The 18,672-nt window shown below is 53.9% G+C and carries 14 protein-coding genes and 1 pseudogene; 6 read left to right on the top strand and 9 right to left on the bottom strand.

Annotation, left to right across the window (positions count from 1 at the left end; all coding sequences use genetic code 11):
• The first annotated feature begins 204 nt into the window (after positions 1-204).
• A complete protein-coding gene (gene lpdA / locus SH668x_RS16175; RefSeq protein WP_437186099.1) occupies positions 205-1,587 on the top strand; it encodes a dihydrolipoyl dehydrogenase in 1,383 nt (460 codons plus the stop codon).
• Between the two features lie 233 nt (positions 1,588-1,820).
• Here the strand turns inward: lpdA and SH668x_RS16170 are convergent.
• The 3 genes and pseudogenes from SH668x_RS16170 to SH668x_RS16160 form a co-directional block, all read right to left on the bottom strand.
• A pseudogene (locus SH668x_RS16170) lies at positions 1,821-1,919 on the bottom strand (IS5/IS1182 family transposase); the annotation flags it as partial.
• 131 nt (positions 1,920-2,050) lie between these two features.
• Complete coding sequence (locus tag SH668x_RS16165; RefSeq protein WP_437186080.1) at positions 2,051-2,860, bottom strand: IS5 family transposase; 810 nt, start codon at positions 2,858-2,860, stop codon at positions 2,051-2,053.
• Positions 2,861-3,263: 403 nt separating this feature from the next.
• Positions 3,264-4,550, bottom strand: coding sequence for a metallophosphoesterase family protein (locus SH668x_RS16160; RefSeq protein WP_437186098.1), 1,287 nt, complete (start codon positions 4,548-4,550; stop codon positions 3,264-3,266).
• A 264-nt stretch (positions 4,551-4,814) separates the two neighbouring features.
• Here SH668x_RS16160 and SH668x_RS16155 point away from each other — a divergent pair, with 264 nt between their 5' ends.
• Positions 4,815-5,015: a hypothetical protein gene (locus SH668x_RS16155; RefSeq protein ID WP_437186097.1), complete on the top strand. Its 201-nt coding sequence runs from the start codon at positions 4,815-4,817 to the stop codon at positions 5,013-5,015.
• Positions 5,016-5,060: 45 nt separating this feature from the next.
• On the top strand, positions 5,061-5,870 hold the full coding sequence (locus SH668x_RS16150; protein WP_437185075.1) for an IS5 family transposase: 810 nt from the start codon (positions 5,061-5,063) through the stop codon (positions 5,868-5,870).
• Positions 5,871-6,152: 282 nt separating this feature from the next.
• Here the strand turns inward: SH668x_RS16150 and SH668x_RS16145 are convergent, their stop codons facing one another.
• From SH668x_RS16145 to SH668x_RS16120, 6 genes are all read right to left on the bottom strand, one after another.
• Positions 6,153-6,632, bottom strand: coding sequence for a TspO/MBR family protein (locus SH668x_RS16145; protein WP_437186096.1), 480 nt, complete (start codon positions 6,630-6,632; stop codon positions 6,153-6,155).
• Positions 6,633-6,885: 253 nt separating this feature from the next.
• Positions 6,886-8,310 carry a DUF1501 domain-containing protein gene (locus tag SH668x_RS16140; protein WP_437186095.1) on the bottom strand — a complete coding sequence of 475 codons (1,425 nt, stop codon included), beginning with the start codon at positions 8,308-8,310 and terminating at the stop codon, positions 6,886-6,888.
• 14 nt (positions 8,311-8,324) lie between these two features.
• Positions 8,325-11,423, bottom strand: coding sequence for a PSD1 and planctomycete cytochrome C domain-containing protein (locus SH668x_RS16135; protein ID WP_437186094.1), 3,099 nt, complete (start codon positions 11,421-11,423; stop codon positions 8,325-8,327).
• A gap of 441 nt (positions 11,424-11,864) precedes the next feature.
• Positions 11,865-12,266, bottom strand: coding sequence for a DUF3427 domain-containing protein (locus SH668x_RS16130; protein ID WP_437186093.1), 402 nt, complete (start codon positions 12,264-12,266; stop codon positions 11,865-11,867).
• A 150-nt stretch (positions 12,267-12,416) separates the two neighbouring features.
• The gene (locus SH668x_RS16125; RefSeq protein ID WP_437185516.1) at positions 12,417-12,821 is read right to left on the bottom strand and encodes a transposase; all 405 of its coding nucleotides are present in this window, start codon (positions 12,819-12,821) and stop codon (positions 12,417-12,419) included.
• Positions 12,821-13,216: a transposase gene (locus SH668x_RS16120; protein ID WP_437185515.1), complete on the bottom strand. Its 396-nt coding sequence runs from the start codon at positions 13,214-13,216 to the stop codon at positions 12,821-12,823. Before SH668x_RS16120 ends, SH668x_RS16125 begins: the two co-directional genes overlap by 1 nt.
• Before the next feature lie 66 nt (positions 13,217-13,282).
• Between SH668x_RS16120 and SH668x_RS16115 the strand changes: the two genes are divergently transcribed.
• From SH668x_RS16115 to SH668x_RS16105, 3 genes are all read left to right on the top strand, one after another.
• On the top strand, positions 13,283-14,095 hold the full coding sequence (locus SH668x_RS16115; protein WP_437186092.1) for a hypothetical protein: 813 nt from the start codon (positions 13,283-13,285) through the stop codon (positions 14,093-14,095).
• A gap of 32 nt (positions 14,096-14,127) precedes the next feature.
• The gene (locus tag SH668x_RS16110; RefSeq protein WP_437186091.1) at positions 14,128-14,988 is read left to right on the top strand and encodes a transposase; all 861 of its coding nucleotides are present in this window, start codon (positions 14,128-14,130) and stop codon (positions 14,986-14,988) included.
• A gap of 109 nt (positions 14,989-15,097) precedes the next feature.
• Entirely contained in the window at positions 15,098-18,547 is a 3,450-nt protein-coding gene (locus SH668x_RS16105; protein ID WP_437186090.1) for an RHS repeat-associated core domain-containing protein, read from the top strand.
• The last annotated feature ends 125 nt before the right edge of the window (positions 18,548-18,672 follow it).

Genomic DNA, 18,672 nt, shown 5'->3' with positions numbered 1-18,672 from the left:
GATTTACCAGTGATGAAAGTCGTTCAGGATTTGCTGCTCTCACATCTTTTTTCAAATCTCTTTGAATGAATTCCAAAATTTCGCGTTCAGTTTCTGGCAGTACGCACAACAACTGTTTATGAAGAACAGCGTGAACTTCACTCATTTTCGCATTGCCTGTCAGTGTTGCAAAAAGTCAAGCTTTGAGGCTGGAAACGAATAGTCATGGCAGATTTTGATCTGGTGGTCATTGGTGGTGGTCCTGGGGGATACATTTCTGCAATCAGAGCGGCACAACTCGGAAAAAGTGTCGCGATCGTCGAGCTTGAGAAACAGCTCGGCGGAACCTGCTTGCGAGTCGGCTGCATCCCAAGCAAGGCGCTGCTGGAAACAAGCTACCTCTACGAGCAATCGGTCAAAGGCTTCGAGGATCGAGGAGTCAAAGTCGGTGATGTGCAGTTCGACATCACCAAGATGATGGGGCACAAGTCGAAAGTCATCGACACACTCGCTGCCGGTGTCGAAGGCCTCATGAAGAAGAACAAAATCAAGCGTTTTCATGGTGCCGCCACCATCACAGGCAAAGGCCAGGTGTCGATCAGCGGCGAGCAGGCGACCACGATCTCCACAACTGATATTGTAATCGCGACGGGCAGCCAGCCTTCAACACTTCCCGGAATTGAACTCGACGGTCAGTACGTCGGAAGCAGCACCGAAGCCCTGAAGTACGATGCCGTCCCATCCCATCTGGTTGTGATTGGAGCAGGAGTGATCGGGCTTGAACTCGGAACAGTCTGGCGGCGTCTTGGAGCCAAAATCACTGTTCTTGAATATCTCGACCGAATCCTTCCGGGAATGGATTCCGAAATCGCCAACGAAGCCCTGAAGATCTTCAAGAAGCAGGGAATTGAATTCCATCTGGGTGCAAAAGTGACCGGAGTAAAAACCGGCGCCAACGGCTGTGAAGTCCAGGTCGAAGGCAAAGACTCAATCGTGTGCGACCGCGTGCTCATGGCTGTCGGGCGAAACCCAAACACCGCGAACCTCGGGCTGGAACAACTCGGAGTCGAACTCGACCCACGCGGTTTTGTCAAAGTGAACGAACACTTCCAGACAACTGTTCCGGGTATTTACGCTATCGGGGATGTCATCGGCGGTGCGATGCTCGCTCACAAAGCTGAAGAAGAAGGTGTCGCCTGCGTCGAGCACCTCTACACTGGCTATGGCCATGTGAACTACAACGCAATTCCTGGAGTCGTCTACACCGAGCCAGAAATCGGAACTGTCGGCAAGACTGAAGATCAGCTGAAGGAAGCAGGAATTCCTTATCGCAAAGGGGCCTTCCCGTTTGCAGCGAACGCCCGAGCTCGTGCCGCTGGACATACAGACGGAAAAGTCAAAGTTCTCGCACACAAGGAGACTGACCGCGTGCTTGGAGTTCACATCATCGGACCACAAGCGGGAGAACTGATCGCTGAAGCAACGGCCGCGATTGAGTTTGGTGCAAGTAGTGAAGACATCGCACGCGTCTGCCACGCACATCCAACACTGGCAGAAGCACTAAAGGAAGCGTCTCTGGCAGTTGATGGTCGCACCCTCAACATGTAAGTGGAGCTTCTATTCGCAGAATTCGACGAGACGGATTGTTTAATGCAGTCCGCCTCGTTTTTTATTGGGATCTTCTAGAGCGCCTCTCACGAGAGAGTGGCGTTCCGTCGGCGATAAACGCAGCATTTGAACGAGTTTCTGCCACCATTCGCAGCCACACACCCCTGAGACAGGGGCTGGGACCTGTTATGAACTCTGAACGCCAAGCGGAGTGTTTTTGAGTCGCAACGCGACTATCGCCACCCAGTGCCATCCAGCCACGACCTCGCTCGTTGGTAGACCGCGGGCCAGGGTGGGAACTCATGGGGCACGAGCCTCCACTGCGCACCGGTTCGTACTCGCCATCACATGGCATTAAAAACCGCTCGAAGAGAGTGGACCCGCTGGTGCGAGTCCTCTTTGACCAGCGCCAAATCCGGGGCCAGAAAGGCTCATACATCATCCCTGACGTCACTAGAGCCTGTTATGAACTCTGGACGACGATCGGCGTGTATTTGAGCAGCAGTGCGACCATGGCCACCCAGTGCCATCCGGCCAAGACTTCTGCCAGTCGTTCGTAGTCACGTGCCAGCCTCCGTGATCGTCCTAGCCAGGCAAAGGTCCGCTCCACGACCCACCGACGTGGCAATAATACGAATCCTTTCTTGGCATAAGGGAGTTTCACGACGCGCAGTTCCACTCCCTGCTCAGCGGCAGCCTCTTCCGCGTTCTCGCCAGTATAACCTTGGTCCACATAGGCGACTTCAATGGCCTGATCAGTCGCCTCCTGCACAGCGACACATAAGTCGGAAACCTGGGCTCGCTCCTGTTCATTGGCTGGGGTCACTTTCAAGGCGAGAAGGTGCCCGAGCGTGTCAATGGCCACGTGAACCTTCGAGCCCTTCCGCCGTTTGCCGCCATCGTAACCGGCTCTGGCACCACTCTCGGGAGTGGATTGGATGACTCGCGCATCTAAGATCGTTGCTGAGGGGGGCTCATCGCGTCCCTGAGACACGCGAGCCACTTCCCGCAGGTCATGAGCGATGTGCTCAAACACGCCAGCCTCCAGCCAACGGCGAGCCTGCTGATAGACCACGGGCCAAGGCGGGAACTCATGGGGCATGAACCGCCACTGCGCCCCGGTGCGTACCAGCCACCGCATGGCATTGAACACGGCTCGAAGGGAGTGAACCCGCTGCGGCGAGTCCTCTTTCACCAGCGCCAAATAGGGGGCTAAAAAGGCCCATTCGTCGTCCGTGACGTCACTGGGGTAAGGCATCCGGGGCTTGCTCATCCACGGAAACTACTTCAAAACCAACACTTAAGTCCATAACAGACTCTAGGGTAAGGCATTCGTGGCTTGTTCATCCACGGAAGCCACAACAAATCCACAACTTGAATCCATAACAGCTTCTAAGATCCTCCGCACTACTTTCCTTGCGGTTGAAAGCTGTCTCAAGCGGCATTCTCTGTTTGTCGCGACACCCGATTTCGTGTACACGAATCCAATGTCTTGAGGTCTACTGCAATGAGGCAGCGATCCCTGCTCCCTGTGTTTTGTTCCGCGAGCAGAGAACCTGCGTGATTGAACAGTTGGCAATGGACACAGCAAGGCAAGTGAATGCTGATTCGCCCGGTTTTCGCCGCCGATTTCTCGTCAACGTTCTTGGGGCATTGAATCAACTGGACAGCGAGGTTCATCCCAGTTTTTCTGCCCAGCGGTGCTCGTGGAAGACATCGCCATTCAGGTTGGTGACGCGACTGTTCATCTCATGGCCTGAATCCAATTCTTGAACATCAATGATTGTCACGGTTGCTTTGTCCGGATCGGGCCCCCCTCCGACGAACTGATGAATGGGAGCTTCGTCGCTGGGTTCGTCGACGCGATGGCTGTGGGTGTGTCCCGAAAGCACCGCGTGAAAACCGGATTTGATGAGAGTCGGCAACCAGAGTTTCGCGCCAAATCCGCTGAACCGGGCAAAGTCATCCAGCGTTGTTCCATCGGGCTGTCCTTCAAGCCCTCTCAGAGGAATATGACAAGCGGCAATTTTGAATGGGGCATTTCGGATATCCGGCCGTTCAACGATCGTCTGCAGCCATCTGGCCTGTTGTTCACGATAAGGTTCGTATGCTGCTGTACCCGCAAAGACCGGATGATGATCGGGCTTGTCTTCGCCGGTGTCCAGAGTGATCAGCGCTAACGGCCCGACCCGCAGGGCCTGACAGTACGGCAGATCGACAGACTCCGGGCAGCCGACAAAAGACTTGGGCACTTCCCTTGCTTTTTGACCGCGGACATCATGATTACCGTTGGAGAAGACGATTGGTCGCTCGCTGGCCCATCCTTGGGTCACATCCTGTGCCGGGTTCAACAAGAGCTGTTCCGTTGACTTCTCCGCATTAAAGTCATTGCAGGTGTCTCCATTCCAGATGAGAACATCCGGTTGGAGCTCCGCAATTCTTTGATGCAGTTTTCTCAGCGTTTCCTTGTTCTCGTGAGTATCGTTGATCGAGACGACACGGACTTTTCTGGTCTTGGCGTGTGCGAACTGGACCCGATAGATTGGGGATTCTTCAGGCTGACCACGACTCAGGCGATAGGCGTTTTCATACTGTAGCTCCTGAACGACAATCCGGTAAAAAATGGGATTGTCGTTGGGCAGGCCACCTTGATGCTGGACGCGAAGATGCAACACGCGGTCATCGGCTTGAATTAATCCGTGATGGCTGGCACGAGCGACGTATTGAAGATCATCCTCTGAGAAACCGTATTCGACCCATGCGGTTGCGAGTCGACTTACAGCGATACTCACATCGAATCCGCTCTCTCGTGGATTCATGATCACAGGGGGGCTGCAAATGAGAGGACGATTGTCCCCACCATTTGATTTGCCGGAATTGGACTCGATTGCACTCACAGCGTTCGAGGTCAGCGCCACGACGCTGGCCGGAAGCACCCCCATGAACTGACGCCGGTCAATCATTGCTTTTCTCCTCTATGAATCGTGGCGCGACAGGTTAAACCCATGGCTTTGTCGTTGAATTGGATCAAGGGACATCAGCTCTTCGGCCCAACTGAAGCCGGCACTTCCTCAGCTCTCTTGGCTTCGGCATTCGCTGCCGGGTTTGATCTGTTCACCCTCGAACTTCCGGGCGATTGTTGAGGACGTAGAGTAACATGTTTGGTCCGCTGTTGACTATTTGACCCCCAGATGGCACGGCTGTTCCGTGCCAAGTGCAGCTCTGACATGAAACTTGAAGGTGGGGATCATTATGGCCAGCAATGGCTTGCGATGCCGGTCGCTCCCAATGAGAAGTTGTGGTGGAGTCGCCCCTTCAGTTTCGTCGGTCTTTCAACGATTTATCTGGAAAATCGTTGGTTGTGGTTCGTGTCAAAGAGGGCGACAAGACTGAAAGGAAGCGGCGAGCAATCGCCACGATTTCTCTAGAGTCTGTTATGGACTTAAGTGTTGGTTTTGAAGTAGTTTCCGTGGATGAGCAAGCCCCGGATGCCTTACCCCAGTGACGTCACGGACGACGAATGGGCCTTTTTAGCCCCCTATTTGGCGCTGGTGAAAGAGGACTCGCCGCAGCGGGTTCACTCCCTTCGAGCCGTGTTCAATGCCATGCGGTGGCTGGTACGCACCGGGGCGCAGTGGCGGTTCATGCCCCATGAGTTCCCGCCTTGGCCCGTGGTCTATCAGCAGGCTCGCCGTTGGCTGGAGGCTGGCGTGTTTGAGCACATCGCTCATGACCTGCGGGAAGTGGCTCGCGTGGCTCAGGGACGCGATGAGCCCCCCTCAGCAACGATCTTAGATGCGCGAGTCATCCAATCCACTCCCGAGAGTGGTGCCAGAGCCGGTTACGATGGCGGCAAACGGCGGAAGGGCTCGAAGGTTCACGTGGCCATTGACACGCTCGGGCACCTTCTCGCCTTGAAAGTGACCCCAGCCAATGAACAGGAGCGAGCCCAGGTTTCCGACTTATGTGTCGCTGTGCAGGAGGCGACTGATCAGGCCATTGAAGTCGCCTATGTGGACCAAGGTTATACTGGCGAGAACGCGGAAGAGGCTGCCGCTGAGCAGGGAGTGGAACTGCGCGTCGTGAAACTCCCTTATGCCAAGAAAGGATTCGTATTATTGCCACGTCGGTGGGTCGTGGAGCGGACCTTTGCCTGGCTAGGACGATCACGGAGGCTGGCACGTGACTACGAACGACTGGCAGAAGTCTTGGCCGGATGGCACTGGGTGGCCATGGTCGCACTGCTGCTCAAATACACGCCGATCGTCGTCCAGAGTTCATAACAGGCTCTAGAGCGATTTTCGCGAGAGTGTGGCGTTCAGGCGGCGATAAACGCAGCCTCTGAATGAGTTTTTGCCACCATTCGCGGCCACACACCGCTGAGACAGGGGCTAGTTTACAGAGTCCATCACTGGCTCTAGTGAATTCTGAGTACCCTGCACAGGACTGTGTACGGACCTCGCGAGCTGATGCACTGTACGACGTCCCTTCAAAACTCGCCTTGAAGTGCATTCTCTTCCGATGCAACTCTCTAAGTCGATTTAGATTTTCTGGTTGCCGCGGTTCTATGCGTTCAATCGCCATATTGTGAAGTTCAGCACTGAAGCGAATGTTGACCACGCGAGGTAGGGTAAGAACAGTATCCCCGCTGTCTTGTTGTTTCGATAAAAAACAACTGCCGTCGCTGCGACTGCCAACCAGAGTACAATCAGTTCAAGGAATGCCCATCCTGGTTGATGAAAACGGAAGAAGATCCACGACCATGCAATATTCAAAATCAACTGAATAACAAACAAGGTCAGGGGGATGCTCGCTCCCTTAAGTCCGCGACTCCGCCAAACAAGCCAGGCAGCAATCGCCATGAAGACATAAAGAGTGGTCCAAACTGGTCCAAAAATCCAACCCGGAGGATTCCAGGACGGCTTGACGAGCGTCCGATACCACTCATCGTCCGCAGGCGACATCGCCATGGCGCCAAGCCCACCTGCTCCCAGGCAGATAAAGAGAAAAAAGACTAGTCCCAGGATTTGCTTTGTATTGCTCATTGGAATTCCACGACCGTCGCATGCGGTTCCGAATCGGAACTAGGTTCAATTTGCCTGTGAGCTTCAAGTCCTGAATCAATTCGTACTTTGAAACTGACAGCAACGCAATGTGAAATAGAGCCCGTGCATATCATTGTCCCTGACGGCTTGCCGGGGACTTCGATAACATTTTCGATATCCTTCAAATCAAGCTGCCGTCATCACCCGAACCTTTGAAGTCAATCGATACAGCACCCTATTGAACCAAAGGCATTTACACACTTCGTAGCAATTCCGGAATCACTCGAGCTTTCGTGATTTCCACATCTGTCAGGCTGCTCAAGCGGCCATCATTGGGATAAGTCAACCGGTGATGTTGCAGACCGAGTGCGTGCAGCAGTGTGGCGTGAAGGTCGTGTACGCTGACCACGTCGTGAACCGCCTTATAGCCAAAATCATCAGTCTGACCGTGGGCGTAGCCTTGCTGGAAACCTCCTCCTGCCAACCACAATGAGTTTGCATGTCGGTTATGGTCGCGTCCATCGGTTCCTTGTGAGATGGGCAGTCTCCCGAACTCTCCTCCCCACAATACAATCGTTCGATCAAGAAGTCCTCGCTGTTTGAGATCCTGAACGAGAGCCGCACTGGGCTGGTCAGTGCGTGCACAGTTCTTCTTCAGCTCCTCGGCGTTTTTGCTGTGCGTATCCCAAGGCTGCCCGGCGAGAAAAAGTTGGACGAAACGCACGCCCCGCTCGACCAATCGGCGGGCGATCAGGCAACGAGTGCCATACTCCGCCGTGACCGGATTGTCGAGACCGTACATCTTCTGTGTCGCTTCAGTTTCATCGGAGATGTCGAGAAGTTCCGGAACAGTCGTCTGCATGCGTGCCGCGATTTCGAAATCCTGAATACGGGCCATTAACTCGTTGTTCTCAGGATGACGTTCGAGGTGAGATCGATTGAGCTCTTCGAGGAATTTCAGTTGTCCAGCTTGTCCGCCCACTGTGACATCGGCGGGAGGCTGGAGATTCGGAACGGGAAATTTGCCCGGACGAAAGGCGGTCCCCTGATACTCTGCCGGTAGCCAGCCGGCGGTCCAGTTCCGAACATTGTCCACAGGCATGCCGCCGGGATCCGTCAGAACGACGTAAGCAGGGAGATTTTGATTCACTGTTCCCAGGCCATAGCTGACCCACGCTCCCCAAGTGGGATACCCGGCCTGAAATTTTCCACTGTGGATCAGTCGTAATGCCGATTCGTGGTCTACGGAATCTGTCGTCACACTTCGGACGAGAGTCATCTCGTCGACGATGGTCGAAGTGTGTGGGAGGAGTTCGCTGAGTTCAATTCCTGATTCACCCCGCGGCGCGAACTGAAAAGGGGAACCTAAGATGTTCCCCTTTTGGCCGACAAAATGAATCTCCAAATCCCCTTCGTAGGGCTGTCCGTGTCGACGGCTGAGTTCAGGTTTTGGATCGAAGAGATCCATCTGGCTGGGGCCACCGTGTTGGAACAAGCAAATGACTGAATCCGCTGACGGTTCATGGTGTGGAACATGAGGACCTCTGCCTGCACTCTTGCTCATCGCCGCCCTGGCATCATTCTGTAGAAGCTGGGCGAGCGCAAGTGTTCCGAGTCCAACGGAAGATCGGTTCAGAAATGCACGGCGGTTGTATGCGAAGGGAAGCTCTGGATTCATCTGAGGTCTTCCGGTTATTCAATGTAGAGGAAGGCGTTGCTGGCGAGGATCATCTGGCACAAATCGACCCAGGTGATCGAATCCGCATCTTCACGCGAGGGGTAATTGGCAGGTTGCGTTTTCAAGAACTCAAGACTGGCGGAAAGTTCCTGTTCGGTCGCGGATCTGCCCAGTGCAGTGCGGAATAGCAGTTGAATCGTGTTGTCTTGACTCAATTGATGACTTTGTACCTGACGGGACAGCTCACTCGCTCTTTGGCGTATGAAAGGAGAATTCATCAGTTTCAACGACTGAAGCGGGACTGTCGTCCGATTTCGAACGGTGCAGTTAAACACGATTGAAGGAGCATCGAAAGCGTCCAAAACACCAACGACCTCCGTTCGGCGCTGTCGTAAATAAACACTTCGGCGTTGGCCCTGGGGTTGCTCTGCAACTATGACATCCCCATCGCTGCTCATCTGGGTTCCTGCGGGAGGACCGTACATTGTAAGATCAAGGCTCCCACTCACTGCGAGTAACGAATCGCGAATTGCTTCTGCATCGAGTCGGCGGAGAGGGAACCGTGATAGAAATTGGTTTTGTGGATCGGATTCCAAGCTTTGCTGAGAAGGAAGACTGACTTGTCGATAGGTTGCCGAATGAAGAATTAACCGATGAATCGCCTTGCTGCTCCATTCGCGATCAACGAGTTGCCAAGCGAGGTACTCGAGGAGATCCGGATGCGTCGGGGCTGCACCGGAATAGCCAAGATTATCCGGCGTGGCGACAAGTCCAGTTCCGAAATGGTATTGCCACCAGCGATTAACAGTTACCCGAGCCAGCAATCCAGCGGGACGTGAATCAGGTGCCATTAACCAGTTGACGAAAGCGAGTCGCCGTCCCGTGGTTTGACGATTTTCCGTCGACGATGGTTCCAATAACTCTGAACTTCCGTCTCGGCTGAACATCGATGGAGCAGCCGCTGCCACCAGTTCCCCACGAGCCTGATAACTTCCTCGTTCTAATAAATGAACTGGTGGTGCCTCGCGACCACCGTCTGTAACGAGCGCAAGTTGCTCGAGGGGGCCAGGTCGTTTCTCCTCCAGTAACTTGATCTCGTTATCCAATTGAAGCCGGCGTTTTTGGCGTTCCTCCTCAATCGCTTGCATTTCGTCACTCTTTGGAGATGTCGCCAGTGAAGTCTCCACCAAGACATTATCGACTACATAACTTCTCCCGCAGCAGTACTCGAACCCAAAACCGCCATTGGGAAGTTCGCTTTCATCGAGGATGAGCGAATCCGGTTCGACCGAGCCATCTACGACATGAGATAGCTCAAACTTGCCATTTCCAATATTGGTGATCCGGACGCCATAGTTACGGCCGGGCGAGTAGCTGCTCTTTCCGATCTGACCGCGATTCACGGAAACGGTGCCAGGGTAATTGGTGTGAACTGTTGTTCGGCCGGACATCGCCCCGTCGATGAGCAGGTTCCCGTTGGTCCGTTCCTGCTGGTTGTTGAAATCCCGCAATGCAATAAAAAATCCGACGTAAGGAGCTGGAGTACCAGCATCAACAAGATCGAACGTCGCTTGAATCCAGTCACCGGTGGCCTCTGGAGTCCAGTCGAAGGATTCGTGTGTCGAGAGGACACGATCTCCTTCTTCTGCTCCGGCCAAAATCCTGAGTGTCCCGTCAGCGAGATTCGCGCCGGGAGAAGTCGTGTGGTCCAGCTGAACTGGAGGGTCGCCCGCGGGTTGAGCGTCTCCAGGAACTACGTTTGACCAGTGATCAGCAACTCGCTGTGATTCCGTATCAAAAGCGTCGTGAAAAATAATGTTTCCTCGTTCACGATGCTCTCTGGCCCACTGTTGATAATCGCGATGGACTTTTGCGATCTGGTTATCGATGAGCTGGTTTTGCTCTTGCCATTTTGAGACCTCGTCTTTTGTAGCGGAAACAATCACGCGTTGACTTGGCGTGATCCAGCTATCCACATTGAGAGCAGGGTAGATGACTGCCTGAAGCTGATAATAATCCTTCTGCGTAAAGGGCTCGAACTTATGGTCATGACAGCGAGCACATTGGACCGTGAGACCTAAAAGTGACGTTCCAACGATCTGCAGGGTTCCTTCCAGAACAGCGTATTTATCGGCGCGAACTTCGTCGGGGTTGCCGTCGCTGGAATCTGTTCCATCAGGACTATTTCGCAGAAAATGAGTCGCCTCGAGCAGTTCGACCATCTGTGGATCGAATTCCTGGCCAGAAACATACCCGGCCAACTCGTCCCCGGCTAGCTGTTCGCGAATGAACTGGTTCCACGGCTTGTCCGCATTGAGCGAACGAATGACATAATCCCTGTATCGATAGGAATACGGACGCAGGGTATCACTTCCAAAATAACCATTACTGTCAGCGTACCCAGCAGCATCAAGCCAGTACTTTCCCCAACGTTCTCCATACCGCTCTGAGTTCAGATAGCGTTCCACCATTTTTTCATAAGCGTCATCAGCAGGATCGCTTAGAAATTGTTCGATTTCTGACAACTTAGGTGGAAGGCCGGTCAAGTCGAAACTCACGCGGCGGATCAACGTTTCTCGAGGGGCTTCACTGCCGATTTTTAGCCCCATTGGTTCGAGTCGAGCCTGCACGAATCGGTCAAGATCATTCCGCACCGCCGTGTCATCACGAACTTCAGGAACTGAACTTGGTTGGAGTTGCTGAAACGCCCAGTGATCTTCCGTATTCGGCTCGTCGGATACTGTTTCCGGCAATCCGGGGGCGCAGGCCAAGATCCACTGTTTGAGAATTCCGATATTTTCGTCAGAAAGCGGCTCTTCCGGGGGCATTTCTTTAGCGGCCACTCGCTGCCAGATTAGGCTGTCCTCAAGATGCCCGGGAACAACCGCTGCGCCGTTCTCGCCTCCTCGTTTGATTCCTTGTTTAATCGCGAGGTTCAGCTTTCCTTCTGCCACTGCCGGCCCATGACAACGAACGCAGTGAGTTTTCAGCAATGAAAACACATCATTAGGATCGATCCGGGGACCGGTTGCGGGTGGCAATTCCTCCGCAGCGACGAAAGCCACAGAAGAGGCCAAAACGACAATCACATTAAGCAGACGAAGCAACTTCAAGGCCCGGCTCCTGAGTCACAATGGACGGAACCATTTTCATATCGCCGCATCCAATTCTAGTCAAGTTTGGAACGTCCAGGCGAACCCATAGTTTGTACACGAGAACGAGCTTGAACAGCAGTAATTCATTCTGGCGAGACTCTCGCCTATGGTGTCGACTAACTGCCGGTTGCAATATCGCTGATTTTGTTGAATGGCTGGATAGGGTGTGGGCGGTTCAAAGTTTTCATCGGCAACAACGCCCGGGTCAGCGGATTGGCTGCGTCAGCACCTTCAGACTGTTATGAAAGTCGCTCTAGGAATGGCGATCTACCAAACGAAAAAAGGCTCGTTGCAAATTACTGCAACGAGCCTTTTCTTCAGTCGGGATGACAAGACGCCAATGAACGGTTTGTAATCGCGATTGAGTCTTTGGAGGCATGGAACGTCAGAAAATTCCGATTACTTGTAGGATTCTAACTTAAAAACAAATTGACTCGGCTGGTCTTTGTACTCTTTGAACTCCAGGACACTTAACTCACCGAGATAGGTGAACTCCGAGTGATGCCTCGGCCTATAAAATAAATGGATCTCATCATCTGATTGAGTCGCGTTGACCATTCGACCTTCTGCAAAATGGTCATTGGGGCCTTCCCAGAAGAGAAAATTGCCATTCAACGAGTCAGCATACTGCTCACTTGACGCCTGTTTCTCTTTGGTCACGAACAGGATGATTTTATTATCGGCCTCTGGTGTCACCACTCCTCGCGCAAGGGCGTGATAGCTGGAGTAACCCCAGAGTTTCGCCAGCGTCTTTCGAGAGTAGTCGTTGCCGATAACGACTCCATCGAATGAAACAACCACACATCACCCTTGTTGGCTTCAAGTAGATCGCCACCCACCCTGCCGGATTTAGACCGGAGCGGGAGGGCTCAGTTTTTAATGCATTTGCGAAGCGTCTGCAAATCTTCCTGTGCGATGGTATAGCCTTCGCTTAGAGCCGGCGGACAAAACTTAATCGGCGTTGAGGAATCGCCAGGTGATCAGTGAGTTAGCGATGTCATGAAACGCCTGAAAGATCTCTTCCCGCCTGTCCCAGCGAATCCGGATTCGACGGAACTGCTTGAGCCAGGCGATCGTCCGTTCAACGGGCCAGCGGCTGCCGCCTAGAGAAGAGGCCTGTCGCGTTCCGCGCTTGGGGATGTGCGTTTCAATCCCGGCCACGGCGAGAAGATCACGGGTGGTCTGGCAGTCGTAGCCCTTGTCCGCGATCACGCTACGGGGACGGTCCAGTGGCCGTCCTCGCTTGCCACCAATCTTGGGAAACTTCAGAAACACCAGCGGGAGAAGTTGTCTCAGATCAGGGACATTGGCAGCAGTGAGCGTGTTGGCCAATGGAATCCCGTTGTGAGTGGTCATCAGGTGCGACTTGCTGCCGCAGCGGCCGCGGTCTGTCGGATTCGGGCCGATTTTTGTCCTCCCAGCGGGGACTTAATCAACCCAGCATCGATGAGCACGTCGGCCAGTTCTAGGCGACCAGCGGCGTTGAGCTGCGTGAGGAGGTGGCGATGAATGTCTTGCAGGACTCCCAGATCGATCCATTGGCGAAGCCGCCGGTAGCAGGTCTTGTAAGAACAGCCCAGCTCCAGTGGCAGGTCTTCCCAGGCGATCCCAGTCTTGAGCACAAACAGAACGCAGGTGAAGACGGTGCGGTTCTCCGCAGGAGGTCGGCCCCCTTTGGGAGAGAACTCGTAGGTTGGGAAGAACGATTCGATCTCGTTCCACAAATCATCACTGAGCAATTGGCCAGCCATGTCGGTTCCTCCATGAACAGAAAAACCAGACCTTCCCACAATCCTCAAAACGTGCCAAGATCAGTTTTGTCCGAACGCTCTAAGTACTATTGCAAGGTCATCGTCCCCTCACTTCTAGAATCTGATGCAATCACGCCGCCTGCAACTTTCACAGCGACTCCAGCATACGAGTACCAATCCGTCGGAAGCAACGCCTGTACACTCGTCGAAAATGACGACGGTACGTTCACTGAGACGCAGGCGGATGGGACCCAGCACGACTACAATTCATCCACGGCGCCGTCGCACCCGGGCAAGATCTTTCGCATTCGGAAAACAATCCCTCAGCCGGGCACCTGGACAATTACCCGCAATGTCGGCAACACGACCATCACCAACCCGGTCAGTCAGGTGACCACATACGCATACGATGGCAACGGCAACCTCTCCGGAATCACAGATCCCTATGGCAGGACGACAGCCTACGCATTCAGTGCTGGAGGACTACTGCAGTCCGCAACAACTCCCGAACTCTGCCAGACTCAGTATCAGTACGACGCCAACAGCCGCATCAAATCTATTATCGCTCCAGACGGCCTGCGCACGACCTATGGATGGGATGCGAACGGGCTCTGCAACCGTGTCCAGTCGCCTAATAGTGGGATCACCACGTACAACTATGTCAGCGGGGCGGTGACGGAGGTCACCAACCCATTGGGGCAGGTGACCACTAAGATCTACGACGCCATGCGCAATCAGGTCGGCGAGATCGAGCCACTCGGAAACCGCACAACATGGACCTACGACCGCCAGCTTCTCACCGCTGAAATTCCGCCATTGGGTGGTCGCACAACTTACTCGTACAAGACGTTCTCTTGCCTTGTTGAAAACGTCTCTTGAATGTTCGATTGTGTCGCGCTAAAAGAGGTTGCATGAGCGCGTCATCACCTACAAATATCCTGCTGGAAGTCACTTCACTCTCAATGCGGATCGCCCGCAAGTACGTCGCTCCCTATTCGCACCGCTTCAGTCCCCAGAAGTTTACTCAGGAGCAGCTTCTCACCTGCCTGATTCTGCGGGCGTACCTGAAGGCAACCTACCGGGGTGTGATCGAGGTTCTGGAAGTCTCCAGTGACCTGCGTGACCGTCTGGGGCTAAAGTCCTTGCCGCATTATTCGACGCTGAAGAAGTTCGCTGACCGCTCCAGCGTGCTGGAGATCGTCGACGCGATGCTGCATGAACTGGTCCAGAAGTTTGCACTGGATGCAGAAGAAGCCGCCATCGATTCCACAGGCATGGAGACGAGCTCAGCGAGTGCTCACTTCCAGTCTTGCAGCGGAAAACAGCGGACAAAGTACGTCAAATTGTCCGTGTGTGTACTGGCCGGATCACTGATTCCCAGCGGACTGGCGGTGAGTTGGGGGCCCTGCAATGACAAGGCTGAAGCAGCTGAAGTGCTGGCCAAGGCGGCGACGAGTTCGCAGCCGAAAACTCTCTTTGCCGATGCAGGCTACGATGCCGAATGGGTCCATCGGTTCTGCCGGGAGGATTGGCAGGTGGACAGCGTGATCAACCCTGCTGTGCACCGAACGGATGATGGGCTCAATGGAATGTATCGCTCCGAAATGACTGCAGAAACACTCAAGGAGAAAGGCTACGGCAGACGCTGGCTGGTGGAATCGTACCTGAGTGGGCTCAAACGCACCACCGGAAACGCCCTCTCAGCCCGGAGTGAGCGAAGCTTGTTTGTGGAAGCAGCGATCCGAGTCCTGGCCTACGCCCTGAGGCGTTAGGTGAAACACAATAACTCACAGGCCTTTCAACAGAGCAACGTTCTCTCAAAACGTCCGTCGAATCGAAACCAGACAATCCCCGGTCGGTCGCACCACTTATGTTTACGACGTGAACGAGCGACACGTTGCCACTGTGAATCCACTTGGTCAGCGAACGACTCTGGTCCGTGATGGAAATGGAACTGTCATCTCGGAAATCAATCCGCTGGGGGATCGGACCAGCTACATCTATAATGGCGCAGGACAGACGATCGCCACTGTGAATCCGCTTGGCCAGCGGACGACTATGGTCTACAATGCACTCTCCCAGGTAATTTCCACGGTCGACCCGTTGGGAAACCGCACCAGCTACACCTATGTGAACGGTCAGCGAACTGTTACACAAGATCCGCTCAACCGTCGAACGACCGTATTGTACGATCTCTCCAATCGCATTCTGGCGAATGTCGACCCCACCGGAGCGCGTACCAGCTACACGTATGATGCCGGTTGTCGGCAACTTTCCACGATCAACCCTGCGGGGTATCGCACCACCAATATCTACTCACTCGGTCGACAAGTGGCGGCGATCGACCCCTTTGGCCAGCGGACCAGCTTCAGCTATAACCTGGCCAATCAGCGCATCGCGACGAAAGACCCGCTGGGGAACATCAGCACTACACTCTACGATGCCAACGGTCGCACTCTTACATCCATCAATCCGCTGCTGGCCCGAACGACGCTGGTCTACAATGCGAACAACGATGTGATTGCGTCTATCAACCCTCTGGGCAATCGCAGCACGAACATCTACGACAACGCCAATCGACAGATTGCGACAGTCGACCCCCTGAATCACCGCACGACCACCGTGTACAATGCCCTCAGTCAGCCCGTTGCCCAGATCGACTCCCTCAACTATCGGACGACGACGGTCTACAACGCCAATCAGCAGGTCATTGCCAGCATCAATTCCCTCGGCAACCGGACGACAATGGTCTACGACGCTGCCGGTCGAATGACCGCTCAGGTCAATGCCATCGGTGGACGAAGCACGACGGTCTATGATGCCGCTGGAAGGGCAACCGCTCAAATCAGCCCACTGGGAACCCGTTCAACGACCGTTTACAACACCGCCAGCGACGTGGTCGCCAACATCGCTCCACTGGGGCAGCGTACCACGCTGGTCTATAACGCCGCTGGTCAGCAGGTGGCGATTGTCAATCCTCTCGGCAATCGCAGTACCAATGTCTTCGATTCCGCTGGCCGACCTCTGGCTCAGGTCAATCCCCTCGGGGCCCGCACTACGTCGGTCTACGACAAATCCCGCATCGTAGCGACCATTAATCCCAACGGAAACCGCTCGACGGCCGTCTACGACCTGAACGGACGACAGCAGGCCACGGTCAATGCTCTCAATTTCCGCACAACCAATGTGTTTGATGCCGCTGGGCAGACGATCGCGAAGATCGATGAACGGGGAAACCGGTATACCTCCATCTATGATGTTGCCGGTCAGCAGACTCGTCAGATCGATCCTCTCAATCGGCGAGTGACGTTCACCTACAATGCAGATGGGAACGTGCAGGCCCGCACTGACGCCCGAGGGTTCCGGACGACTTATGTTTATGATGCAAATCATCAAGTGACCCAGGGGCGCTATCCGGATGGATCCCGCACGACGTTTGTGTATAATGCGCTGGGAGCGCGGACGATGAGTGCTAATGCCACCGGACGATACACGACGACGTTTGACACACTGCAACGGAAACGTGCGCAGGTGACACCAGTCGGCAAGCGGGTGACCTATTCGTACGATGCCAACAGTCGCCGGACTCAGCTGAATGTCGCCAGTGGAGGGGTGTTCACTTACTCCTACGATGCCAACAATCAGCTGAAGACCCTCCGCAACCCGCAAAACGGCAGGACATCCTTCAGCTATGACAATGCCGGACGCAGAACGCTGAAGGAACTGGCGAACGGCACCCGGGCGACGTATCTGTACGATGCTGCCAACCAGCAAAAGCGAATCGCGAACCTGAAGTCGGACAATTCAACCATTTCGAAGTTCGACTACACATTCGATGCAGCCGGGAACAGAAAGACGATCACCGAAGCTTCCGGCAGCGTCACGTCCTATTCATATGATGCCATTGATCGACTGACCGGTGAGGATCGAAGTTCTCCCGCTCTCAGCTTGTCTGGTCTCACTCCTGATGATTGGGACACTCTGTCAGCCGATGAATGGAGCACACTCGATGCCGGGATCTCTTACCGGAACACCTACACCTACGACGCCACCGGCAACCGGCTGGTGAAGAACGAAAACGGCACCCTCACCACCAGCACATACGACGCTGCCAATCAGCTGACCGTCAGCGTCAGCCCCTCCGGTCGAACCACCTCCACCTACGACGCCAGTGGAAACCTCACTGTCATGCTGGAGCCAAGCGGTTCGCGGACCACCGGGACTTATGACTATGAAAATCGCCAAACTCTGATCCAGCTTTCTGGCGGCATTCGAAATACCATGGCGTATGATCCAGATGGGCTGCGAGTTCTTCTACAAGACAGTAGCAGCACGACAAAATTTCTCTGGGATAGTCAGGCGTACCTGTTGGAGACGGACAACAGCAATGTCATCACCGCGGTTTACACTCAAGAGCCGACAATCTACGGCGGCACAGTGTCTCAATACCGGTATAATGGAAGTGTCTGGGTTCCAAGCTATTCTCACGACGAGAGTCTCGGCAATACCACTGAGTTGACAGATGCCAGCCAGATTGTCACCGATACCTATCAATACAATGCCTTTGGCGAGCTGCTTGCCAGAACCGGCACGACACGGAATCCCTTCCAGTTCGGCGGATTCTGGGGCTACTTCACCGATTCAGATACCGGCCGGATCTACATCCGCGCCCGTATTTACATGCCTCGAACCGGCCGCTGGACCACAATCGATCCCGCCGGATTCGTGGATGGCATGAATTTGTACCGCGCGTACTTCGTGCCGAACGGGGTGGACCCCAGTGGAACGGAAAACAGAAAAATTTGGTCCAGTATCAAAGACAAGAGGAGTGCAATCTGTGAAACATTAAAGCATTACGATGGGAATATATGTAATTTCGCAAAGCGGTTTGATCCAACATGGGGAGAAGAGGGGAACATTTTGTTTAATCTGGAAATGGAAACAAAATACGGAGATGTTGACGTTGATTGGATGCTAACAATAATAAATGCATCCTGCGGAAATGCCCCTTGCCCCGGATCCGTTATTCTTTACATTCTGCCGCTTGAGATCGTCTATGGTGGAGGAAAAATCGCATGGATATTATCGGATTCAGCAAATGGCATTAACTTCTCTCGATTTGGAAAAGAAAATGAGCGAGTTGCAATTACTGCCGCAAGATCACTGATGGACGGATCGATTTCATTGCCCGAATTGTTTAATATTGACTGCTTGGATATAGAAATGCGCCCCCCGCGTCCTTCACAGCTTCAATCCGACATGTTATCTGTAAAGAATCAAGGATTGGGGCATTATCAAAATTTCTTCAATGCCGCAATAAACCTTAGATAATAAACGTGTCAATCAGCAACAGTATTGAAGAGTCAATTTCATAGAGCCGATTTCATACCCCCTGGAACTGTTCGAAAACCCAGGTATTCAGAGGGGTCCCCGAATGGGTTATGAAAGGCGCTCTA

Origin of the sequence: Planctomicrobium mucosum, from assembly GCF_051466335.1 — a bacterium.
In the GTDB taxonomy this organism is placed as follows: domain Bacteria; phylum Planctomycetota; class Planctomycetia; order Planctomycetales; family Planctomycetaceae; genus Planctomicrobium.
The sequence above is the reverse complement of the archived record's forward strand: the minus strand, read 5'-3'. Positions and strand labels throughout refer to the sequence as shown.